This window comes from Marinobacter lipolyticus SM19, from assembly GCF_000397065.2.
GTDB lineage: Bacteria > Pseudomonadota > Gammaproteobacteria > Pseudomonadales > Oleiphilaceae > Marinobacter > Marinobacter lipolyticus.
This window is the reverse complement of the sequence record NZ_KE007326.1, coordinates 519,344-541,652: the sequence shown is the minus strand read 5'-3', so window position 1 is coordinate 541,652 and position 22,309 is coordinate 519,344. Positions and strand designations below refer to the sequence as shown.

The 22,309-nt window shown below is 56.3% G+C and carries 22 protein-coding genes and 1 other RNA gene; 20 read left to right on the top strand and 3 right to left on the bottom strand.

Features of this window, described 5'->3' with window-relative positions:
- Window positions 1-353: 353 nt before the first annotated feature.
- The 14 genes from MARLIPOL_RS14630 (at window position 354) to MARLIPOL_RS14565 (ending at window position 14,047) form a co-directional block, all read left to right on the top strand.
- On the top strand, window positions 354-1,823 hold the full coding sequence (locus MARLIPOL_RS14630) for an MFS transporter (RefSeq protein ID WP_012139012.1): 1,470 nt from the start codon (window positions 354-356) through the stop codon (window positions 1,821-1,823).
- Window positions 1,820-3,529, top strand: coding sequence for a bifunctional protein-serine/threonine kinase/phosphatase (locus tag MARLIPOL_RS14625; protein ID WP_012139011.1), 1,710 nt, complete (start codon window positions 1,820-1,822; stop codon window positions 3,527-3,529). Before MARLIPOL_RS14630 ends, MARLIPOL_RS14625 begins: the two co-directional genes overlap by 4 nt.
- Before the next feature lie 80 nt (window positions 3,530-3,609).
- Window positions 3,610-5,160 (top strand): 2-isopropylmalate synthase, encoded by a 1,551-nt coding sequence (locus MARLIPOL_RS14620; RefSeq protein WP_012139009.1) that lies wholly within the window; start codon window positions 3,610-3,612, stop codon window positions 5,158-5,160.
- 27 nt (window positions 5,161-5,187) lie between these two features.
- Window positions 5,188-6,003, top strand: coding sequence for a hypothetical protein (locus MARLIPOL_RS14615; RefSeq protein ID WP_012139008.1), 816 nt, complete (start codon window positions 5,188-5,190; stop codon window positions 6,001-6,003).
- Window positions 6,000-6,485 carry a ribosomal protein S18-alanine N-acetyltransferase gene (gene rimI / locus MARLIPOL_RS14610; protein ID WP_012139007.1) on the top strand — a complete coding sequence of 162 codons (486 nt, stop codon included), beginning with the start codon at window positions 6,000-6,002 and terminating at the stop codon, window positions 6,483-6,485. The genes MARLIPOL_RS14615 and rimI overlap by 4 nt, the downstream gene beginning before the upstream one ends.
- Before the next feature lie 103 nt (window positions 6,486-6,588).
- Window positions 6,589-8,169, top strand: a complete 1,581-nt coding sequence (prfC, locus tag MARLIPOL_RS14605) for a peptide chain release factor 3 (RefSeq protein ID WP_012139006.1) — start codon at window positions 6,589-6,591, stop codon at window positions 8,167-8,169.
- A gap of 15 nt (window positions 8,170-8,184) precedes the next feature.
- Window positions 8,185-8,973: a TatD family hydrolase gene (locus MARLIPOL_RS14600; RefSeq protein ID WP_012139005.1), complete on the top strand. Its 789-nt coding sequence runs from the start codon at window positions 8,185-8,187 to the stop codon at window positions 8,971-8,973.
- 199 nt (window positions 8,974-9,172) lie between these two features.
- Complete coding sequence (gene rplM, locus MARLIPOL_RS14595) at window positions 9,173-9,601, top strand: 50S ribosomal protein L13 (RefSeq protein WP_012139003.1); 429 nt, start codon at window positions 9,173-9,175, stop codon at window positions 9,599-9,601.
- A 12-nt stretch (window positions 9,602-9,613) separates the two neighbouring features.
- The gene (gene rpsI, locus MARLIPOL_RS14590; RefSeq protein ID WP_012139002.1) at window positions 9,614-10,006 is read left to right on the top strand and encodes a 30S ribosomal protein S9; all 393 of its coding nucleotides are present in this window, start codon (window positions 9,614-9,616) and stop codon (window positions 10,004-10,006) included.
- A 242-nt stretch (window positions 10,007-10,248) separates the two neighbouring features.
- Window positions 10,249-10,842 (top strand): ubiquinol-cytochrome c reductase iron-sulfur subunit, encoded by a 594-nt coding sequence (gene petA / locus MARLIPOL_RS14585; RefSeq protein ID WP_012139000.1) that lies wholly within the window; start codon window positions 10,249-10,251, stop codon window positions 10,840-10,842.
- The gene (locus MARLIPOL_RS14580; RefSeq protein ID WP_012138998.1) at window positions 10,842-12,074 is read left to right on the top strand and encodes a cytochrome b; all 1,233 of its coding nucleotides are present in this window, start codon (window positions 10,842-10,844) and stop codon (window positions 12,072-12,074) included. Before petA ends, MARLIPOL_RS14580 begins: the two co-directional genes overlap by 1 nt.
- Window positions 12,074-12,832 carry a cytochrome c1 gene (locus MARLIPOL_RS14575; protein ID WP_012138997.1) on the top strand — a complete coding sequence of 253 codons (759 nt, stop codon included), beginning with the start codon at window positions 12,074-12,076 and terminating at the stop codon, window positions 12,830-12,832. The genes MARLIPOL_RS14580 and MARLIPOL_RS14575 overlap by 1 nt, the downstream gene beginning before the upstream one ends.
- A 108-nt stretch (window positions 12,833-12,940) precedes the next feature.
- Window positions 12,941-13,570 carry a glutathione S-transferase N-terminal domain-containing protein gene (locus tag MARLIPOL_RS14570; RefSeq protein WP_012138995.1) on the top strand — a complete coding sequence of 210 codons (630 nt, stop codon included), beginning with the start codon at window positions 12,941-12,943 and terminating at the stop codon, window positions 13,568-13,570.
- A gap of 63 nt (window positions 13,571-13,633) precedes the next feature.
- Complete coding sequence (locus tag MARLIPOL_RS14565; RefSeq protein ID WP_186008493.1) at window positions 13,634-14,047, top strand: ClpXP protease specificity-enhancing factor; 414 nt, start codon at window positions 13,634-13,636, stop codon at window positions 14,045-14,047.
- 44 nt (window positions 14,048-14,091) lie between these two features.
- On the opposite strand, the gene MARLIPOL_RS14560 is transcribed toward MARLIPOL_RS14565, so the two are convergent.
- From MARLIPOL_RS14560 to MARLIPOL_RS14550, 3 genes are read right to left on the bottom strand one after another with little or no spacing between them, the layout of a single operon-like run.
- On the bottom strand, window positions 14,092-14,682 hold the full coding sequence (locus MARLIPOL_RS14560) for an SIS domain-containing protein (protein ID WP_012138993.1): 591 nt from the start codon (window positions 14,680-14,682) through the stop codon (window positions 14,092-14,094).
- A gap of 2 nt (window positions 14,683-14,684) precedes the next feature.
- Entirely contained in the window at window positions 14,685-15,056 is a 372-nt protein-coding gene (locus tag MARLIPOL_RS14555) for a YraN family protein (protein ID WP_012138992.1), read from the bottom strand.
- 28 nt (window positions 15,057-15,084) lie between these two features.
- Complete coding sequence (locus tag MARLIPOL_RS14550; RefSeq protein WP_012138991.1) at window positions 15,085-16,983, bottom strand: penicillin-binding protein activator; 1,899 nt, start codon at window positions 16,981-16,983, stop codon at window positions 15,085-15,087.
- Between the two features lie 117 nt (window positions 16,984-17,100).
- Here MARLIPOL_RS14550 and rsmI point away from each other — a divergent pair, with 117 nt between their 5' ends.
- The 6 genes from rsmI (at window position 17,101) to MARLIPOL_RS14525 (ending at window position 22,309) form a co-directional block, all read left to right on the top strand.
- Window positions 17,101-17,973 (top strand): 16S rRNA (cytidine(1402)-2'-O)-methyltransferase, encoded by an 873-nt coding sequence (gene rsmI / locus MARLIPOL_RS14545; RefSeq protein WP_012138990.1) that lies wholly within the window; start codon window positions 17,101-17,103, stop codon window positions 17,971-17,973.
- Window positions 17,974-18,036: 63 nt separating this feature from the next.
- Window positions 18,037-18,387: RNase P RNA component class A (gene rnpB, locus MARLIPOL_RS14635), an RNA gene on the top strand.
- A 307-nt stretch (window positions 18,388-18,694) separates the two neighbouring features.
- Window positions 18,695-19,147, top strand: coding sequence for a division/cell wall cluster transcriptional repressor MraZ (gene mraZ / locus MARLIPOL_RS14540; RefSeq protein ID WP_012138989.1), 453 nt, complete (start codon window positions 18,695-18,697; stop codon window positions 19,145-19,147).
- Complete coding sequence (gene rsmH / locus MARLIPOL_RS14535; RefSeq protein ID WP_012138988.1) at window positions 19,144-20,130, top strand: 16S rRNA (cytosine(1402)-N(4))-methyltransferase RsmH; 987 nt, start codon at window positions 19,144-19,146, stop codon at window positions 20,128-20,130. The genes mraZ and rsmH overlap by 4 nt, the downstream gene beginning before the upstream one ends.
- Window positions 20,131-20,132: 2 nt before the next feature.
- Complete coding sequence (gene ftsL / locus MARLIPOL_RS14530) at window positions 20,133-20,537, top strand: cell division protein FtsL (protein ID WP_012138987.1); 405 nt, start codon at window positions 20,133-20,135, stop codon at window positions 20,535-20,537.
- Between the two features lie 32 nt (window positions 20,538-20,569).
- Complete coding sequence (locus MARLIPOL_RS14525; protein ID WP_012138986.1) at window positions 20,570-22,309, top strand: peptidoglycan D,D-transpeptidase FtsI family protein; 1,740 nt, start codon at window positions 20,570-20,572, stop codon at window positions 22,307-22,309.

Here is a 22,309-nt window from a genome sequence, read left to right as displayed (position 1 = left end):
ACCCCAGCATCTTTGATGTTGGGGTTTTTTATTGCCTGAAGGAAAGCGGGTGTCCTTGCCACAAAGCAGTGCGTCGGGTTCTCCTATCGCCTCTCAATAGTGCGATGCCATCAGTGTTGGGTTTGGTCATATCCTCTAACATATTGATATATAAAATTAAGTATCCGTTGGAACATATCTTGCTATTGCTCCGGTGAACCATTCCCCATCAGGCAATCGGCAACGGCGCCGTCGCTAGAAGTCCCCAGGTGTCGGCCAGGTCTGTTCCTGTTTCAGGTAAGTTTGCTCCGTTGATATCTGTGGGATTCGCTCAACCCGGTGGGATCATTTGCCAGGTTTTGACAGGATCAGCCATGACGGACACCGCTTTTCGCTTCCTTTCCTATGCCGGAAAAACCAAAGTGCTCCACCTGAGTTGGGTGGCCTTTTTTATCAGCTTCCTGGTGTGGTTTAACCACGCACCGCTGATGTCTGCTATCCGTGAGCAGTTCGGTCTCACTGCCGCGGAGGTCAACACGCTGTTGTTGCTGAACGTTGCGTTGACCATTCCCGCCCGAATTCTGATTGGTATGTTGGTGGATGGACTTGGTCCTCGCCGGGTGTACAGTCTGGTGCTGGTCATTTCAGGGGTCTTGTGTATAGCTTTTGCCTTGTCGACCACCTTTGAACAACTGGCTTTAAGTCGGTTCCTGCTTGGCTTTGTGGGTGCCGGCTTCGTCGTAGGTATCCGCTTGATCAGTGAGTGGTTCCCGGCCCGGGAGCTGGGGTTGGCTGAGGGTATCTATGGAGGTTGGGGCAATTTTGGTGCGGCCTTTGCCGGTCTCTCCTTGCCTGCGCTGGCACTCTGGTACGGTGGAGACGATGGTTGGCGTTGGGCTGTTGGTACCACCGGTGTGATTGCCATTCTCTACGCGGCGGTGTTCTACCATCAGGTCAGGGACACGCCCAAAGGCTCTACCTATTTCAAGCCCAAGCGCGGCGGCGCCATGGAAGTGACCAGCCGGGGAGATTTTGTCCTCTACCTGGTAATGAATCTCCCATTGTTCCTGGCTTTGGCGTTGATCGTCTGGCAACTGGGCCCGTACAAGCTCGGATTGTTGGGCGCAGCAACTACGTACGTGCTGTACGGCGTTATTCTCCTGATGCTGACGGTTCAGGTTGTGCGTATATGGCAGATCAACGGTCATGTTTTCCAGCGTGCGGTGCCAGCTTTTGACCGTTATCCTTTCAAACAAGTGGCGCTGCTGAACCTTGTTTATATGGCCAGCTTTGGTTCCGAGCTTGCCGTGGTTTCGATGCTGCCGCTGTATTTCCTGGACACGTTTGATATCTCACCATTGCTGGCTGGCATGCTCGGCGGGAGCTTTGCATTGATGAATCTGTTTGGCCGTCCTGGTGGCGGGTATCTCGCAGACCGGTTTGGTCGCAAATTCATCACGCTGGTGATGTTGGCGGGTATTGCCCTGGGCTATATGCTGATGGCTCAGATTGACAGTCATTGGCCGCTACCTCTGGCTGTCGCTCTGGTCGTGTTCTGCTCGGTGTTTGTGCAGGGCGGTTGTGGCGCGGTATATGCCTCTGTTCCACTGGTCAAGCGTCGGTTAACCGGACAAGTGGCCGGTATGGCTGGTGCTTATGGCAACGTCGGCGGGGTGGTCTTTCTGGTGGTGTTGGCGATGGTGACGCCCAAGATGTTTTTCCTGGTGCTGGGCGGCATCGCCGTGGTGATCCTGGCGTTGGTGATGATCTTTATGGACGAGCCCAGCCCGCAGACCAGTGAAGTCATGCCGGACGGTTCCGTGCGGATGATTGATGTAACATGACCCCCCAACTGCACCTGACAATTGGTCAACACAGCTCAGCAGGGCGCAAGGAGACCAATGAGGACAGCCTGGGTATCTGCTACCCGGAGGGCGAGGCGCTTGCCCTCAAGGGTGCTGTAGCCGTGATAGCCGACGGTGTCAGTGCGTCCGAGTCGGGGCGGGAAGCCGCGGAGGCGTGTGTGAAGGGCGTGTTGCATGACTATTACAGCACGCCCGATTCATGGTCAGTGGAAACATCGGTCGGGCGTGTGCTGGGTTCCCTGAATCGCTGGCTGCATGGCAAGGGGCATCGCAGTCACGGTGATGCCACCGGTATGGTGTGTACCTGCAGCCTGGTAGTGATCAAGAATAATCGTGCCTACGTTTTCCATGTGGGAGACAGTCGTGTCTACCTGTTCCGTGATGGGCGGCTGGATTGCCTGACTCGTGATCATCATGTTCTGCTGGGGTCCGATAAATCCGCATTGTCGCGTGCCATGGGCGTTGAGCTTAACGTCGAAATAGATATGAGTCGGGTCAGTTTGCAGCCGGGAGACCGTCTGGTCTTGACCACAGATGGTGTCCATGGCTATTTGAGTGACGGAGCCATGGTTGAAAAGGTCTGCGACACCGATCCTGAAGAGGCCGCCAGGGCGTTGGTGGATGCGGCCATGGAGCGGGGCAGTCCGGACAACCTGAGTGCCCAGGTGCTGGTAGTGGATAAACTGCCAGAGGAAGACATAGAGGCTCATTACGAGCGTCTCGTTGCCTTGCCGTTCCCGCCACCACTGGAGCCGGGGCAGCACCTTGATGGTTATCGAATCGTACGGGAGATTCATGCCAGCCGCCGAACCCAGGTTTACCTTGCAGAATCGCTGGAAGGTGGGGAACTGGTGGCCATGAAAACCCCGTCTCCAAACTATGTGGACGATGCAGCCTACATTGACCGCTTTCTCACAGAATCCTGGGTGGCCAAGCGGATTCAGAGTCCCCATGTCGTTCGTTTTCTGGACCCGCCTAAAAGTCGTCAGTGTCTGTACTGCGTTACCGAGTTTATCGATGGGCAGACGTTGCGAGAGTGGATGAATGATAATCCAATGCCAGAACCGTCCGTGGTGCGGGGCATCGTCAGACAGATCGTGGCAGGGTTGCGCACTCTGCATCGTCTGGAGATGGTTCATCAGGATCTGAAGCCGGAGAACCTGGTGATCGATCGTCAGGGCACCCTCAAGATCATCGATCTGGGTGCGGTTCGTATTCGTGGTATAGAGCAGATTGACGTGCCCTGGGGGCACGATGTACAGCTGGGAACCGAGAGTTACGCTGCGCCTGAGTGCCTGGAGGGGGAGCTCGCCACTGCGGCCTCTGATCGCTATTCCCTGGGCGTCATCGCCTATGAGTTGTTGACCGGGCGCCTGCCCTACGATAAACCTCCAAAACCTTCCAATCGTCGTAAGCTCGTGTATCGCAGTGCCAGGGAGGCCAACCCCGATTTGCCAGTTTGGCTGGATGCTTGCCTGCAGAAAGCAGTGGCGTTAAAACCGGAGGCCCGGTATCCAGCGTTGTCGGAATTTTTGCGGGATCTGGAATTCCCCAATCCGGCTCTCGCTCCGTCCTCCAGGGCTCCCCTGGTGGAGCGGGTTTCAACCCGGGACTGGCGTTTCATTGCGAGTCTATCGCTTCTGCTTAACCTGATCTTGCTGTCATCGCTGCTGGTCAAGGGGTAGTCCCCTTCAGCGAGTTTTCGGCAATCAGTGATATACTCTCCACACACAACATTGAGCCGTTGCCTGCTGATGGAGAGCCTATGTCCGCGCAAGATCACCTGGTCATTTTTGATACTACCCTGAGAGATGGCGAGCAAAGCCCTGGTGCCACCATGACCAAGGCTGAAAAACTTCGTATCGCCAAAGCCCTGGAGAAACTGCGTGTTGATGTGATCGAAGCGGGGTTCCCGATTGCCAGCCAGGGTGACTTTGAAGCGGTCAAGTCTATTGCCGAGACCATCAGGGGCTCCACCATTTGCGGTCTGGCGCGCGCAACGGATGGCGATATTGATCGCGCGGCTGAAGCTATTCAGCCGGCGGAAAGTGGTCGTATTCACACTTTCATAGCCACCTCTCCGATTCACATGCAGCATAAGCTGCAGATGCAGCCGGATGAGGTTATAGAACAGGCTGTTCGGGCGGTAAAAAGGGCGCGCGGTCACGTTGACGATGTTGAATTCTCCTGTGAGGATGCCGGTCGGTCGGAACTGGATTTCCTGTGCCGGATTATTGAGGCGGCCATTGATGCCGGAGCCCGCACCATCAACATCCCCGACACCGTTGGCTACGCCATCCCGGAGCAATTCGGGGAAACCATCCATCAGTTGTTGAACCGCATTCCCAACGCAGATAAAGCCGTTTTTTCCGTGCATTGTCATAACGATCTCGGCCTGGCGGTGGCCAACTCGCTGGCTGCGGTTTGTCAGGGCGCGCGTCAGGTGGAATGTACAATTAACGGTCTCGGTGAGCGGGCGGGGAATGCCTCTCTGGAGGAAATTGTCATGGCGGTGCGTACACGCCAGGATCTGTTCTCCATTGATACCCGCATTGACACCCAGCACATTGTTCCTGCATCCCGCCTGGTATCCACCATTACCGGCTTCCCGGTTCAGCCCAACAAGGCCATTGTTGGCGCCAATGCCTTTGCCCATGAGTCCGGCATTCACCAGGATGGCGTACTCAAGCACCGGGAAACCTATGAAATCATGCGGGCCCAGGACGTAGGTTGGCACACCAACAGTCTGGTTCTGGGCAAACATTCAGGGCGTAATGCGTTTCGTACCCGCCTGTTGGAGTTGGGCATCCAGTTTGAGACAGAAACCGAACTGAATGAGGCCTTCACCCGGTTCAAGGCACTGGCGGATCTGAAACATGAGATCTTCGATGAGGATCTGCAGGCTATTGCCAGCGACACCCGGCAGAAAGAAGAAGAGGGCCGGTTCGGGTTGGTGTGTATGCAGGTCTGTTCGGAAACCGGTGTCGTCCCCAAGGCTAGCCTGACGCTATTGATGGATGGTCGGGAACACAGCGTAGAAGCTGAGGGCGGTGGGCCGGTGGATGCCACCTTCAAGGCCATCGAGTCGCTGGTGGATTCTGGCTGTAATTTGCAGTTGTATTCCGTCAACAATATTACCAGTGGTACCGATGCCCAGGGCGAAGTGACCGTTCGCCTGGAGCGGGGCGGACGGATTGTGAATGGCGTGGGAGCGGATACCGATATCATCATTGCGTCGGCCAAGGCCTATATCGAGGCCCTTAATCTGATAACACGAGGTGGTATACGTCAGCATCCGCAGGTTGCGGATGTTTGATGTGGCAGTCATAACCGGGGCGGTTGAATGAGAGTTTCGGAAGCAGAGAGACAGTTCTATCTCGGGATGGCGGGCATTCACGTCTGGTATGCCCGGGAACCGCTCCCGGGGGCGGCCCCGAGTCCGGAATTTGACTTCCCCGCGGAGCCTGAGAGGTCAGCATTTTCTGAGCCATTGGCGCGCAGTATTTCAGCGGGGGCTAAAGCGCCCGGTAGCCGCAAGCCCATTGGGCCGGAGTCGGCGCAGGGGGGAGAGCGCCTTGCGCATTTACAGGCGATGATGGCTGGTGAAACCGCTTCCGGGACCGTTGCTGCGACAGAGGAAAAACCTGAGAGTGAGGCTGCCTCAGCGTCAATCGATCGTGGGGATGATGCGCCGGAAGCTCTGGTGCCGGAGTCGGTTGCGAAGACTGCTTTGAAGGTAACCCTTGGAGTGTGGGAAGTCGGGAATGTGCTGTTACTCGGAGAGCTGTCAGAAGATGCCAGCGACCGTCTGCAGGATTCCCTGGCCAACAATATACTCAAAGCCCTGGGCTATGACGAGCCAGTGACAGTGGAGTGTTTGAGATGGCCAGTCTTTGCCAATCCGCTGGTGCCGGGTAACAGCTTTACGGATTTTACCCGGGTACTGAAGTCCCTGGTGGGCGAGCGCGATCGCCGTCGAATAATCCTGCTCGGAGTATTGGGGGACAAACTACCGGAGGATCGCGATGTCTGGCTCGGGAGTACGTTGGGAGAGCCAGACGTCGACTTTCCGCACACTCTGGCAGAGTTGGCTGCCGTTCCCTCGTACAAACGCGCGCTTTGGGAGCAGCTCAAGCCGCTGATCAGGGGCAAGGCGTGAACCGTCTGCAGTATGATCAGGTGCGTCAGAATGATCGAGTTATCCGGCCCATGGTGTCCGGTGATTTGCCAGCGGTGATGGACATCGAATTTCAGGGGTATTCGCATCCCTGGAACGAGACCGTTTTCCGTGACTGTTTTCGAGAAAATTATCGGCTGTGGGCCTACGATTGCGGGGGCGTTCTCGGTGGGTACGCGATTGTTGCCTATCTGTACGACGAAGCCCATCTCCTGAACCTGTGCGTTGCCCCGGCCGTCCGCAGGGAAGGAGCCGGGCGCCAACTGCTGCGACATCTGCTGGCGCACGCGGCTCATGAGGGTATGGAGCAGGGAATTCTTGAGGTTCGGGCATCCAATCAGGCGGCCATTGATCTCTACCAGTCGGAGGGCTTCCGGGTTATCGGTCAGCGGCCCGGCTATTACCCTGCGCCCGAGGGGCGGGAAGACGCCATCGTGATGACGTTTGACCTTTCCAGCGCCTAGGGGGTGTCCACGACTTACGAGCTGCTACATTGTTCGCGTCTTGATCTGATTCCCCCTATAATGGCGGCCTTTTCAGCGTATTTGATTCAGGTTGCTCTCCATTATGTCCACCCTTTCACAAGAAGTTTCCAAGCGTCGTACATTTGCAATCATCTCGCACCCGGACGCTGGTAAAACCACCATTACGGAAAAGGTTCTGTTGTTCGGGCAGGCCCTCCAGAAAGCCGGTACGGTTAAAGGTAAGAAATCCGGGCAGCATGCCAAGTCGGATTGGATGGAGATGGAAAAAGAGCGGGGGATTTCTGTGACCACCTCCGTTATGCAGTTTCCCTACCATGACCGTCTGGTAAACCTGCTGGACACCCCGGGCCACGAAGACTTCTCCGAGGATACCTATCGGACATTGACCGCGGTCGACTCCTGCCTGATGGTGATCGATAGTGCCAAGGGGGTTGAGGAGCGAACCATCAAGCTGATGGAAGTCACCCGCCTGCGGGATACTCCGATTCTGACGTTCATGAACAAGCTGGACCGGGATACCAGGGATCCGGTGGAGCTGATGGACGAGGTTGAGGATGTTCTCAAGATCGCCTGCTCCCCGGTGACCTGGCCCATCGGCATGGGCAAGAATTTCAAGGGGGTGTACCACCTGCTGCGGGACGAAGTGATCCTGTATCAGTCGGGTCAGGGCCATACCATTCAGGAACGTCGCGTGATTCCCGGTCTCGATAATCCAGAGCTGGACGATGCCCTGGGTGCCTACGCTTCCGACCTTCGTGATGAGATCGAGCTCGTAAAAGGGGCTTCCCATGAGTTTGATCTCGAAGCGTTTCTCAAGGGTGAGCTGACCCCGGTCTTTTTCGGGACCGCCCTGGGCAACTTCGGCGTCGATCACATGCTGGATGGGTTGGTGGAATGGGCGCCGGCGCCTCAGCCACGGGAAACAGACCTGCGACCGGTTGAACCCGCTGAGGATATGTTCTCCGGCTTTGTCTTCAAGATTCAGGCGAATATGGACCCTCAGCACCGTGACCGGGTGGCTTTTCTGAGAATCGTGTCAGGGCGTTACAGTCAGGGCATGAAAGCCCGCCATGTCCGGATTGGCAAAGAGGTGCGTTTTTCCGATGCGCTGACGTTTATGGCCGGAGATCGCGCGCACGCGGAGGAGGCCTTTGCCGGTGATATCATCGGGCTCCACAATCACGGCACGATCCAGCTTGGGGACACGTTCACCTCCGGTGAGGCTATGAAGTTCACCGGCATTCCGAACTTTGCCCCGGAGCTGTTTCGCCGCATTCGCCTGAAGGATCCCCTGAAATCCAAGCAATTGCAGAAAGGGTTGATTCAGCTGTCCGAGGAAGGGGCGGTGCAGGTGTTCCGGCCTCTGAGGAATAATGATCTGATCGTCGGTGCGGTCGGTGTTCTGCAGTTTGACGTAGTGGTCAGCCGCCTCAAGAGTGAATACAAAGTGGAAGCGCTGTACGAACCAATCAATGTGGCAACCGCGCGCTGGGTGACCTGCAGCGATGAGCGCAAACTGGATGAGTTCCAGCGCAAAAACAACGATTACCTGGCACTGGATGGAAGCGACCAGCTGGCCTATATCGCACCAACCATGGTGAATCTGCAGTTGGCTCAGGAGCGTTATCCCGACGTCCAGTTCCACAAAACCCGGGAACATTAATCAAAGGCGGGCGCTATGGAGCTGGTCGATGCCCATTGTCACTTCGATTTTCCGGAATTTGACGGCCGGAGGGAAGAGGTGCTTGCCCGGGCTCGCCGTCATGGTGTGTCCCGCCTGGTGATACCCGGTGTCACACGGAGACATTGGCAGCGGGTTGTTAACATCGCGACCAGTCAGTCGGGGCTATTCTATTGTCTTGGTATTCACCCGTGGTTTGTCCAGGAGCACGAGCAAGACGATCTCGGGATTCTGGAAAGCCGGCTTGCCCGCGAAGACAATCGTTGCGTCGGGCTTGGGGAGTGTGGGCTGGATCGTCTGAGGGGCGAACTTTCTCAGCAGTTTCCCTGGTTTGAGGCTCAGGTGGATCTGGCGGCCCGTTTGAGTTGTCCGCTGGTGATTCACTCGGTGCGGACGCACGATGAGGTGCACAGTGTGCTCAAAGCCCGGGGCTTTCTTGGTAAAGCGCTGGTGCATGGATTTTCCGGGAGTTATCAGCAGGCCCGGAAACTTGTGGATCTGGGGTGTTTCATCGGGATTGGCGGCGTCATTACTCATGCGCGCGCGAAAAAGACCCGGGATACTGTGTCGCGCCTGCCGCTGGAGTCGTTGGTGCTCGAAACGGATGCTCCGGATATGCCCCCCGAGGGCGTGGCAAAAGGAATGAATTCACCGGAGCATCTGCCGGCGATATTCAGCGCGCTCGCCAGTCTGCGCCAGGAACCGCCCGAGCAGCTGTATGAGCAGTTGCTTGGAAATGTTTCCGAGTTGTACGGCTGGGTGCAGGCGTCAGGCGTAAGGGAATAACGAAATAAGGCGCTTCGGGGTTGGCTTTATGGCACAGTTTGGATATACTTCGCGCCCTGGCTTTTCAAGGCGATGTCGTCATCTCAGCCCCGAATGATGTCACTGCCAATTAATAACAGGTACAGAACCTCCTCCGGATGCCAAGCATTTACCGGCGGCGGTTTTTAACGTTTCTTATATAGCGTTCAAGGCGGAATCAATGAAGACTCTGAGTGCGAAACCAGAAACAGTAACACGTGACTGGTACGTTGTAGACGCAGCCGGCAAGACGCTGGGTCGTCTGTCAACCGAAATCGCCCGTCGTCTGCGGGGCAAGCATAAGCCTGAGTATACCCCTCATGTAGACACTGGCGATTACATCGTTGTTATCAACGCGAGCCAGGTCCGGGTTACCGGGAAAAAAGCATCTGCGAAGATGTACTACAGCCACACTGGCTTTCCGGGTGGAATCAAGTCCATCAACTTCGAGAAGCTGGTCGACAAGGCTCCTGAGCAAATCATTCAGAAGTCTGTCAAAGGCATGCTTCCGAGTGGCCCGCTCGGCCGTGCCATGTTCAAGAAGCTGAAAATCTATGCCGGCGCTGAGCATCCTCACGCAGCCCAGCAGCCCAAAGAACTCGACATTTAACGGAAGGCGGATATGTCTGTAGCACAAAATTACGGTACTGGTCGCCGCAAGACATCCACGGCTCGGGTTTTTATCAAGCCTGGAAGCGGTAACATCTCTATAAATGGTCGCTCCATCGAAGATTTCTTCGGTCGTGAGACCCTGCGCATGATCGTTCGTCAGCCGCTGGTTGTTGCTGAGTCTACCGATCGTTTCGACATCAACATCACTGTTAAAGGTGGTGGTATCAGTGGTCAGGCGGGCGCAATTCGCCACGGTCTGACTCGTGCCCTGATGGATTACGATGAGACTCTGCGCCCGGCGCTGCGTCAAGCGGGTTACGTTACCCGTGATGCGCGTGAAGTTGAGCGTAAGAAAGTGGGTCTGCGTAAGGCGCGTAAGCGTCCTCAGTTCTCCAAGCGTTAATTTCGCTGGAGCGCGGCTCAGAAAAACCCGGCCTTCGGTCGGGTTTTTTATTGTCCGAAGAAAGGCGATCCATTTGATCTGGAGCAGGGTTGGGCGGCCAGTGGGCGGCTTTCTGACTTGTAAGGTACGGGTAATTTCATTACCATTTGTGCGCTTATAATTTTGGGTTGTGAAGTCCTTTTTGAAGTGTGGTGACGCCGAATTGCGGCGCTCTGCACCTCGCCTGATGGGAGAAAACCATAATGAGTAATGGCGACGTGAGCCAAGGCCGGCGCCGATTTCTGATCGGTGCTACGTCGGTGGTAGGTGGAGTCGGCGTCGTCGGTGCGGCCGTTCCTTTCGTGGCGTCCTGGAATCCCAGTGCCAAAGCGGAAGCGGCGGGTGCGCCGGTAACCGTCAATGTCAGCAAGATTGAACCAGGGCAGCAAATAACTGCGGAATGGCGTGGTAAACCGGTCTGGATTGTCCGCCGTACCGAGCAAATGTTGGAAAATATTGAGAAGTTGAATGACGAGGTAAAGGATCCCCAGTCCGAAGCGCCTCAGCAACCTCAGTATATTGAAGGCATCTACCGGTCGATCAAGCCAGAGTTTGCTGTGATTGTCGGGCTTTGTACCCATTTGGGGTGTGTGCCTTCTTATCGTCCGGAAGTGGCTCCTGCGGATCTTGGGGAAGACTGGTTGGGTGGTTTTTTCTGCCCCTGCCACGGTTCCCACTACGATCTGGCTGGTCGGGTATATCAAGCGCAGCCTGCTCCCCTGAACCTCGAGGTTCCGCCTTATCGTTTTGACGATGACGCGACCCTCACGATTGGTCTTGATCCGGAGGCAGCGTAATGCAGAAGCTAATTCAGTGGGTAGACGAGCGTCTGCCGGTCGTTGATGCCTGGAACAATCATCTGGCGAAGTATTACGCGCCGAAAAACTTCAACGTGTGGTATTTCTTCGGTTCGCTGGCGATGCTGGTACTGGTTAACCAGCTGGTGACCGGTATCTGGCTGACCATGAGCTACAATCCCTCGGCGGAAGGTGCATTTTCCTCCGTTGAGTACATCATGCGCGATGTTGAGTGGGGCTGGTTGCTCCGATATCTGCACTCCACCGGTGCTTCCGCGTTCTTTGTTGTGGTTTATCTCCATATGTTCCGTGGCCTGATGTACGGGTCATACCAGAAGCCCCGTGAGCTGATCTGGCTCTTCGGTATGCTGATCTACCTGGTGCTGATGGCAGAAGCCTTCATGGGATACCTGCTGCCTTGGGGGCAGATGTCCTACTGGGGTGCACAGGTTATCGTGAACCTGTTCGGTGCGATTCCGGTGATTGGTGAAGACCTCTCTCTCTGGATTCGCGGTGACTACCTGATTTCCGGTATTACCCTGAATCGTTTCTTTGCGTTGCATGTGGTTGCGTTGCCAATCGTATTGCTGGGGCTGGTTGTCCTGCACATCCTGGCGCTGCACGAAGTCGGGTCCAACAACCCGGATGGCATTGATATCAAGAAGAACAAGGATGAAAACGGTATCCCAAAAGACGGTATCCCGTTCCATCCCTACTATTCCGTTCACGACCTCGTGGGTGTTGCTGTCTTCTTCTTTATTTTCTTTATCGTGGTGTTCTTCTTCCCGGAAATGGGTGGTTTGTTCATCGAGAAGCCGAACTTTGAACCGGCAAACGCGCTGAAGACGCCTGCGCACATTGCGCCCGTCTGGTACTTCACGCCGTTCTACGCCATGCTGCGCGCGGTCACCGTTGACCTCTTCGGCCTGCCTGCGAAGTTCTGGGGTGTGGTTGTAATGGGTGGTGCGATTGCAATCCTGTTCGTGCTTCCTTGGCTGGATCGTAGCCCGGTCCGCTCCATGCGGTACAAGGGCTGGTTGAGCCGTATTGCGCTGGCTATCTTTGCCATCAGCTTTGTAATCCTGGGGTATCTGGGGCTTGTGCCGGCAACGGCAGGTCGAACAGCTCTCGCTCAGGTCCTGACGACGCTGTACTTCCTCTACTTCATTCTTATGCCGTTCTATACGCGTATGGAGAAGACCAAGCCAGTACCAGAGAGGGTGACAGGATAATGAAACAGCTGATTTTGGGTTTTTTTATCGCAGTTCTGCCGGCCCTCGGGTTGGCAGCAGGGGGCGCTTCCATACATCTGGATACTATGGAGCCCGATCACGCCAACAAAGAGTCGCTACAGCGTGGTGCAGCATTGTTTACCAACTACTGCATGGGTTGTCACTCGGCTGAGTATGCTCGCTATAAGCGTGTCTCTGATGATCTGGGTATTCCTGCTGAGCTTTATGAGGAGAACCTTATCTTCACCGGCGCCAAGATTGGTGAGCTGATGAAAATCTCCATGAAGAAGGACCTGTCCGAGGGATGGTTCGGTGCACCGCCACCCGATCTCACGCTGGAATCCCGTCTGCGTGGCGAGAGCTGGATATACTCCTATCTCCGTGGTTTTTACAAGGACGACAGCCGTCCGTTGGGTGTGAACAATGTTGTTTTTGACAACGTTGGTATGCCCCATGTTCTGGTGGATCTGCAGGGGTTGTGCGCGGTTGAGCCGAAAATCGGTCAGAATGCCAGCGTTGACCCTCTCAGTGGTAACGTCAACAATGCGGATGTCTGTCCCGAATATGCGATTGAAGGCAGCATGCCTGCCGCGGAGTTCGATCGGGCGATGTATGACCTGACGAATTTCCTGTCCTATATGGGCGACCCGGTAAAACTGGAGCGTGAGCGTCTGGGGGTCTTCGTACTGATCTTCGTCGCGATCTTCTTTGTTTTCGCCTACCTGCTCAATCGGGAGTACTGGAAGGACGTACACTGAGATTTCAGGTATAATATCCGACCCTGAGTTCCAGCGGGCAATTGCCGGCCCGCTGGATTTTTGCGTTTTTCAGGATCATTTCGGTTTGTTTACTCGTGAGGTAGTTCTATGGGCGTTGTGACCAAGCGGTCATCAATGACGTTTTTCTCGGACCCGGCCAGCCATTACAGTCATCGTGTACGTATTGTTCTGGCAGAGAAGGGTGTAACGGTTGATGTTGTTGATGTTGACCCGGATAACCCCCCGGCGGAGTTGGCCGACCTTAATCCGTACAATGCCCTGCCTACTTTGGTGGATCGTGACCTTGTGCTCTATGAGCCCAACATCATGATGGAGTATCTGGACGAGCGGTTCCCGCATCCGCCATTGTTGCCGGTGTATCCGGTTGCACGGGCTAACAGCCGCCTGATGATCCACAGAATCCAGAAAGACTGGTGTGGACTGGTTGATCAGATCCTGGCCCAGCCCGGAGCCAAAGCATCTGACGCGGCGCGCAAGGAGTTGCGGGAGAGTCTGCTGGCGACAGCGCCGCTGTTCGGTGAAATGCCTTTCTTCCTGTCTGAAGAGTTTACGATTGTGGACTGCTGTATTGCTCCAATCCTGTGGCGTCTTCCCGCTTTGGGCATTGAGCTTGACGACAAGCAGGCCAAACCGTTACAGAAGTACATGGACAGCATTTTCAGTCGTGAGGGATTCAAGGCGAGTCTTTCTGACCTGGAAGAAGACATTCGTAGCTAATACAGCAATGCAGGGCCTGAAGAGCGGGTCAGGAGAAAGGCAGTGCCTGATAGCAAAGTTACCATGACATCCAGTCGCCCCTATCTTGTCAGGGCGTTCAATGAATGGATTCTGGACAATGACTGTACGCCTTACATCGTGGTTGATGCTGGCGTACAGGGAGTTCAGGTGCCGACCGAGCACGTTGCCAATGGTCAGATTGTCCTGAATATCAGCCCGGGCGCTGTGCGCGGACTGGTGATTGGTAACGGAGCGCTCGAGTTCAGCGCCCGGTTTGGTGGCGTTCCAATGCAGGTGTTTATACCGCTGCAGGCGGTCATGGCAGTCTATGCCAAAGAAAATGGTGAGGGCATGGTGTTTGGTAGTGAGCCAGGCTCTCCCGACCCTGATGACGATGGCACCAGTGATTCCCCGGGGAGTGGTCAGAGCTCGGGAGAGCGTCCGTCAGGACGCCCGACACTCAAGGTTGTCAAATAATCGTGTTCAGAGTCTAAAAAGCCAGCGTCCAGCTGGCTTTTTTATTATCCGCCGAAGAGCGTACTGTCGATCAGCCCGCACAAGGCATTGATAATGACCAGTAGCAAGGGGGTCGCTGCGGTAGCGGACAGGTTATCCAGCGCTATTTCATGGTCTTCCGGGTGGAGTAGAGAGGTTATGTCGGACTTTTCTTTGGCACTCAGCACCACGACACGCATCTCCCGGTCATGGGCGGCCTGAATGGCCTGGATCAGGTTGGCTTTGTGCCCGTCATCGACAATAATGAAGAGTAGGTCGTCTGCTTTGCCAATGGCGCGAACTTGCCTGGAAAATGTATCGTTAAATCGGTTATCGCGACAGATCGCTGAATAGGTGGTGGCGTCGGCGCCGAGGTTGATAGCCGGCAGCGCTGGTCGATCATGCTCAAAGCGGTTCAGCAGGGCTGTGCAAAAGTACTGGGCAAGTATATTGGCATTGCCGTTGGCGCACGTAATAATCTTGCCGTCGCAGAGTAGCGTATGCACAAACGCTCCCACCGCGCTTTCGATGGCGGGGGCCGTTGTGCTGGCGGCCTGGGCCGTGTGCTCCATATGCGCAGCAAACCATTGATTGATTTGTTGTTCAGTATCGGTCATGTTCAAGCCTGAATTGCATTCCTGATCCATTGTATCCGGTATTTTTTAACATCGCCCGGTGCGATGGCAATGACATCAATACGGCTGGGAATGTTCCAGAGTCCGTTTCTGTGCAGGTAGAAGGAGGCCGCTCTGACAAGTCTGCGTTGTTTGGTCGGAGTGACAGATTCCGCTCCGCCGGCCAAGCTGCCGGCTCCCCGGTAACGCACTTCGAAGAAGACCAGCACCTCGCCATCGCGACCAATCAGGTCAATTTCACCGCCACGACTGAAGACGTTTCTCTCGACAATGGTAACGCCGCGACTTTGCAGGTAACGTGCGGCCACGGCTTCGGTGTGGTCGCCAATGGCCTTGTTGCCGGGTTTGCCTTCCATGGCATTCCTCCGCCTATTGATTCTCTGGTTATTGTTCTTCGGTCTGAGCCTCTTCCGATTCCGGAGTCAGTAGCTGTGCCGTGCCGTTTGTAAAGCGAGCCCACATTTGCTGTCGATGAATGCTGCCTCCGGGTGCCATGGTCAGCACGCCGGTTTGGCCCTCAATAGAGGCGCCCTCAACCTGGCGTAGTAGTGGCAAGCGTTTGCTCAGGTTCCAGGCATCCGAGCCCATCGCAAACAGCCGGCCCAGCTGGCCCCGCATGTCCGGTAGTGCCTGAGTGGCGGTATCGCGGAACTCGTTCTGGTCATCGAGAACCCAGGGGATATCGGTGAAGGTCACATCGTTGAGGTCCCGGTCTCTGGAGGGAGCCGGATTGCCTTCATACACCATGGACGGAGAGTATACCGGGAGGTCACCACCAAAATAGAATGCAAACAAGGGCTTGAATTGCCGGGCTATGGTTGGTTCTGCAACCATCACGACGGCATCGGCATCCTGCCTGCGTCGGGGTTCAAACTCGACATTGACGCCAGCAGTGCGCTCAACATCAATGGCGCGTTCACGGGAGGCGGTAATACCCAGCAACTCAGCGACGATGGTGCGAAAGTTGTCTTCGCGGAAATAGCGTTCGATGTCGAGGGCGGTACTGCCATTTTCCGCCATGCGTTCAAGCAAGGCGGCCTCAAGGCGATCGCCCCACTCACCCTGGGGAATCAGTGCCAGTGCCTGGTCGTTATTTTCCTGCCTCAGCCGATCGGCAATCTGGCGCGCTTCGTCCTCGGCAGACAGGCCAAACTGATACAGTCCGGAAGGTGCTGCACTGCCCTGGGGCAGGTAGTTCAGGCCGAGTACGGGAACGGGCATGGTGCTCAGTTCGGCCAGACTCTGCAGTGATTCCTTCTCGAGGGGGCCGACAATGAGATCCTGATCCCCGCCGGACAGCTCCTGGTAAAGGTCCCGGAAGTTCTGCCCGGCCGTGTTCACCACGCGGATACTGGTCTTGCTCCGGTCCGCTGACTGATCATCGTAGTAGGCTGCGAAGAAGCCGTCCCTGATGGCTTTGCCGGCGCTTGCCAGTGGTCCTTCAAGTGGAAGGGCCAGGGTGATTTGCTCCGGGCGGCTCTCCGCAAGACTGGCGATCAATTGCAGTTCTGAAGGCGGCGTAATGGCAGCAGGATGTCCAGGCCAGTTGTTCTGCCATTGCCGGACTGCGCGGCCCTGGGCATCCAGGTTCATGCCGGGTTCCCGCAGGATACCGGTCAGTTCAATCCACCCTTGCGCTTCGTACCCCAAAATCTGACCGCTTTCTTCCGACAATTGTGTATCGGAAGTCGCCTTTAACGCCTGCCAGATACGGTCGTGTATCTGTTGCGCGTTCTGACGGGTGTCGGACTGTGCAAGAAGGATGAGGGTGGCAGCTGCGGACAGGTGGTCGTCAGCCAGTTGCAGGGTCTCTGCCTGAAGGGTGGCTGCATGGGCCATCAGGCCGCGGTCGTAATTGAGAAACTGGTCCGGTTTCAGCTGGCCGGAGAGTTGTCTGGCCCAGTCGCTGTCTTCCAGTGCCGTGGCGCTACCCATGGAGAGCAGCAGGTATTGGTCTTTCAGTTCGCCGGATGGATCGGCCATTGGCTTGCTTTGGAGTATATTTCGGGCGGACTCATGGTCGTTCTGGCTCTGGAACCCGTCTGCGGAGCGCAACAGATACCTTTGAGCCTCGTTTCGGTCGCTGAGCTTGCTCGCCGCTTCGATGGCCTGGCCTGCGGTCTCAGGCTGGGTCTCCAGGTTGACGCTGGCACATCCGGTGGCCAGCATTGTCAGCATTAGAACGGTGGTAAAAGTTCTCAGGGTCAGACAGTGTTTGGTCATGGCAGGCTCACGATACTCCGGGTAATTGCGCTTGTGACGCCGGGTAAACGACGGCATCATGCCGGGAACCTGAATTTGTCGGGCTCCCTGTATCATTCTCAAGCTGGCAAGTTTAACAGCTCCCGGGCCATTTCACATGACGTTGGTGTCATGGTCCCAAGGTAAAGAGAGGCATATGTGAAATCAGACCTCAATTCTCCGGAAAGGTCGGGCACCCTTTATATTGTTGCCACCCCCATAGGTAACCTGGAGGACCTGTCCCCGCGGGCATCCGCGACACTGGCCAGTGTCGCGCTGATTGCGGCGGAGGATACCCGCCACAGTGGGCGGCTGTTGCAGTTTCTAGGGATTCAGAAACCTATGCTGGCGCTCCATGACCACAACGAGCGTAACCGCGCTGCTCAGGTGTTGGGTCGCCTCGAAGCCGGAGAGGATGTTGCGCTGGTGTCCGATGCGGGTACGCCTTTAATTTCTGATCCCGGCTATGTCCTGGTTCGCGAGGCGCGGGAGCGAGGGATCAGGGTAAGCCCCATCCCCGGGCCTTGTGCCTTGGTAGCTGCATTGAGTGCGGCTGGTTTGCCCACGGATCGTTTTCTGTTTGCGGGGTTTCTGCCCGCCAAGCGGGGTGCCCGTCGCTCCGAGCTGGAAGCACTGGTGACGGAGGTTGCCACCCTGGTGTTCTATGAATCGCCCCATCGGATTCTGGAAACCGTTGCCCAGATCAGTGAGGTCATGGGGAGCGACCGTGAAGTGGTTTTGGGGCGGGAGCTCACGAAAGCGTTCGAAACCTTCTATGCGGGGCCAGCGGGCGCCGTCAGCAATGCCATTGAGGCGGACCCCAACGGAGCTCGCGGTGAGTTTGTAGTGATGATCCATGGCGCGAGCCGCAATCCGGAACAGGGTGATGAAGAGGCGGTGGATACCGACAGGCTTCTGAGGTTGTTGGTGGCCGAGTTGCCGGTCAAGAAGGTGGCCAAAATTGTTGCCGAGTTGACTGGACGTCCGAAAAACGAGTTATATCAGCGTGCACTGGATGCAAAGTCCGCATAGCAATATCGGGGCGATGGAAGGGTTTCGCTTGCACGCTCTTGATCGCAGGAGTATTGTCGTGCCCGAGCTCGCCAGACAGTCGCCGCCAGTACGCCTGGGGGAGGAAAGTCCGGGCTCCGCAGGGCAAGGTGCCAGGTAACGCCTGGGCGGCGCGAGCCGACGGAAAGTGCAACAGAAAGTATACCGCCTAAGCGCCTTCGGGTGCCGGTAAGGGTGAAACGGTGCGGTAAGAGCGCACCGCGTGACTGGCAACAGTTCACGGCGATGGTAAACCCCACCTGGAGCAAGACCAAATAGGAATCCAATGGCGTGGCCCGCGCTGGATTCGGGTAGGTTGCTTGAGGCCTGTGGTGACGCAGGCCCTAGATGAATGACTGTCCACGACAGAACCCGGCTTATCGGCGAGCTCGATTTCTTTTTCCCCTGACCATCTGATGCTTATCCTTCTCAGACTGCGTCCTTTATAGCCAAAAAATCTTAAACCTCATTTTTCATCTGCAGTTCTTTTTGCAGGTGACTGATTTTTCTGTCTTTCTTTTTCGTAATTTGCCCCTCTTGGCGAGTCTTCGCCTGTAACCTCTTGTCATAAAAGGAACTTTTGCAGGTGCGACGCCGTTAGCGGCGCTTGCATTGTGTATTGCGTGTTTCTATAGTGTGCACAAGTGGGAAAAAGTGGTTTTTAGTGGTTTTTTTTGGTTTCTGAACCCCAGAGTCGGTGCAAATGAGCAACTTTCTTGGCAGTCATGCCATCAATATGGATGCGAAGGGTCGCCTTGCGATCCCCGCCAGGGTGCGCGAAGAGCTTGCGCAAGCCTGTGGTGGCCGCATTGTATTGACTGCCAATGCTGACGAGGAGCGCTGCCTGTTGGTGTATCCGGAACCAGAGTGGGAGATTCTCCGGCCCAAGGTTGAAGCACTTCCCAACATGAACAAAGCCGCTCGCCGGTTGCAGCGCCTGATTCTCGGTAACGCTGCGCCGATGGAACTGGATGGTGCCGGGCGAATCCTGGTGCCGCCCACGTTGCGCAGCTATGCGCACCTGGAGAAAAAGCTGATGCTGATCGGGCAGGGTAAAAAACTTGAGCTCTGGAGTGAGGAGCGCTGGTTCGCCTGGCTGGATGAATCTTCGGATGACGATGAAATGCCGCCAGAGATGGAGGCCCTTTCCCTATGACCTCCGAACGCAAGCGGGGGACTGCGGGCCAGAAGTACTCGCATCGCTCCGTGCTCCTGGATTCGGCGGTCGATTACCTGGTTAATGACCCCGATGGTTTATATGTCGATGGCACCTTTGGTCGAGGTGGCCACAGCCGGCTTGTACTCGGGAAGCTGGGAGAGAACGGCCGCTTGCTGGGAATCGACAAGGACCCGGAGGCGATTCGCGTAGCCCGGGAGCTGGCTTCCGAGGACGCTCGATTCTGCTGTTATCACGGCTCTTTCGCGGAGCTTGACGCAGCGATCGGGGAACAAGGCTGGGAGGCGGTCAACGGCGTTTTGCTGGATCTTGGTGTGTCATCGCCGCAACTGGATGATGCCGCCCGGGGCTTCAGCTTTATGCGCGACGGTCCACTGGACATGCGCATGAATCCCGAACAGGAGCCCAGTGCAGCGCAATGGTTGGCGGAAGCGGACGAGCGTGAGATTGCGGATGTGATCTACCAGTACGGCGAAGAGCGCTTTTCCCGGCGCATCGCTCGCCGGGTGGTGGAGCGTCGTCAGGAGGCGCCGCTGCAAACTACTCGGGAGTTGGCTGAATTGGTCAGCCAGGCTGTTCCGAAGAAGGAAAAAAACAAGCACCCCGCCACGCGGACATTCCAGGCGATCCGGATTTTCATCAACCGGGAATTGGAAGATCTGGAGGTAGGGCTGGCTTCGGCGGTAGAGCGGCTCGCGCCAGGCGGGCGCCTGGTGGTGATCAGTTTCCACTCGCTGGAAGATCGGTTGGTCAAACGGTTTATGCGCGATCTGGCGCGTGGGCCCAGGTTGCCAAAAGGTGTGCCGGTGACCGCTGCCCAGGAAGCGTCGGAGTTTCGTTTAATTGGTAAGGCCAGTAAAGCTAATACAGAAGAAGTAAGCGATAACGTTCGGGCACGAAGTGCAGTTATGCGGGTGCTTGAGCGTGTTCACAACAAACAGGGTTTGCAAGGGAGCGCGTGACTATGGGCGCCGTGGCAATTGAGCCGGCGGTTAAAACCGCCGGGTTGAATAAGCAGAAGGTCAAGGACGGATTGGCGAGTGCCGTTCGTGTGTCGCAGCAGGTGTTTGAGTCGCTGCAGCAGAAACAGGTGTTGATATCCGTTGCATTGGTCGGGCTTTTGGTTGTGTCGTCCATTGGCGTGGTAGTGAGCGCTCACAAGAATCGGGAGTTGTTCAATACCTTGTCGCAGCTTCAGGGTGAACGGGACCAGTACCAGCGCGAATGGAGCCAGCTGTTGCTGGAGCAAAGTGCGCTGAGTGCGCACAGTCGGGTTGAAAGTCTTGCCGCACAGCGCTTCGGCATGGTTGTGCCTGGCAAAGAGGATATTGTGCTGGTGCCACTGATGGCGCCGGTAGCAGGCCTTTGAATACTGACAACAACTAACTCAGGGTGACTGTTTTGTCCGATCAGGGAAAGAACTCAACGTGGAGTCAGCGACTGGCTGCCGGGCTGAAAGCCTGGCGCTACGGCTCCGTGCTGGGTGTTTTCCTGTTGGTGGTTGGGGTGATTGGCTGGCGTCTGGTCGACCTGCACATTGTTGATAATGAATTCCTGCGGAAGCAGGGGGATGTGCGCACCATTCGCGTGGAGTCCATAGACGCCCACCGGGGTGTCATTACTGACCGTCACGGGGAATCCCTGGCCGTCAGTACACCGGTGCAGACGGTGTGGGCCAACCCTTCGGAACTCGATCCGGAAGAGCCCAAATTGTCACATCTGGCGCGTTTGCTCGATATCAGTGAGGCGCGACTGAGGCAGCGGCTGGTGACCTACGAGGGTCGTGAGTTCATGTACCTGCGTCGCAAGATTCAGCCGGGACTGGCTGAGCGCGCATTGGCTTTAGAGATCCCGGGTATCTACAGCCGCCAGGAGTACCGTCGGTATTATCCGGCAGGCGAGGTCACCTCCCATGTGGTCGGGTTTGCGAACATTGATGAAAATGGCCAGGAAGGGATTGAGCTGGCTTATAACCAGTGGCTCAGTGGTGAAAAAGGCCGTAAGCGGGTGCTCAAGGACAATCGCGGTCGGGTGATCAAAGATCTGACGTTGATCCGCGATGCCCGGCCTGGTCGCGATCTGGCGTTGAGTATCGACCTGCGGCTGCAATATCTGGCATACCGTGAGCTCAAGGCGGTCGTGGAGGCTCACAGCGCCCGGGGTGGAACCCTGGTTATGCTGGATGTCGATACTGGTGAAGTATTGGCGATGGTGAATCAAGGGTCATACAACCCCAACGATCGTAGTCAGCTAAGCGCGGACAAGCTGAGAAACAGGGCCATTACGGACTTGTTTGAGCCGGGATCGACCATGAAGCCGGTCGCCATGGCAGCGGCCCTGGAGTCGGGAAAATACAATCTCAACAGCACCATTGATACAGCGCCGGGTTACCGGCGCTTTGGTCGTTTTACCATCCGTGACAGTCACAACTACGGCGTCCTTGGGGTCACCGGTATCATTGCCAAGTCCAGCAATGTGGGGATGAGCAAGATTGCGACAGAGTTGGGCGGTGACGTCATCCGCAACCTGTACTCCCGCCTCGGTATCGGGCAGCCCACAGGAATTGGCTTCCCCGGTGAGGCGGTGGGCGTATTGCCGGCGCCACCCAAATGGCGACCCGTTGAAGAAGCGACACTGTCTTATGGCTACGGCATGAGTGTGAATGCACTGCAACTGGCCCAGGCGTACATGGTGCTGGCCAATGGCGGTATTCGCTATCCATTGAGTTTGATGAAGCGGGATGAGCGACCGGTCGGGGAACGTGTGCTTTCCGAGAAGGTCTCATTTCAAGTACGGGAAATGCTGCGCGAGGTGGTCGAGAACGGTACCGGTAAACGTGCGCAGCCTGGATTCTATTCTGCCGGCGGCAAGACCGGCACCGTACATCTGGTGGGTAAGGGCGGTTACGAAGACAGTCAATACAAGGCCATTTTTGCCGGAATGGCGCCCATTGATCATCCGAGAATCGTAACAGTGGTGGCGGTGGATGCACCTCAATCCGGCGAATACTACGGCGGCGAAGTTGCGGCGCCGGTATTTGCCAGAGTCATGAGTGATGCATTGCGGCTGCTGAATGTGAAACCGGAACTGGAAGTCGGTGAAGTGCCAGCAGGGCCGAAAACACCCGAGGAGCGGGGGTAG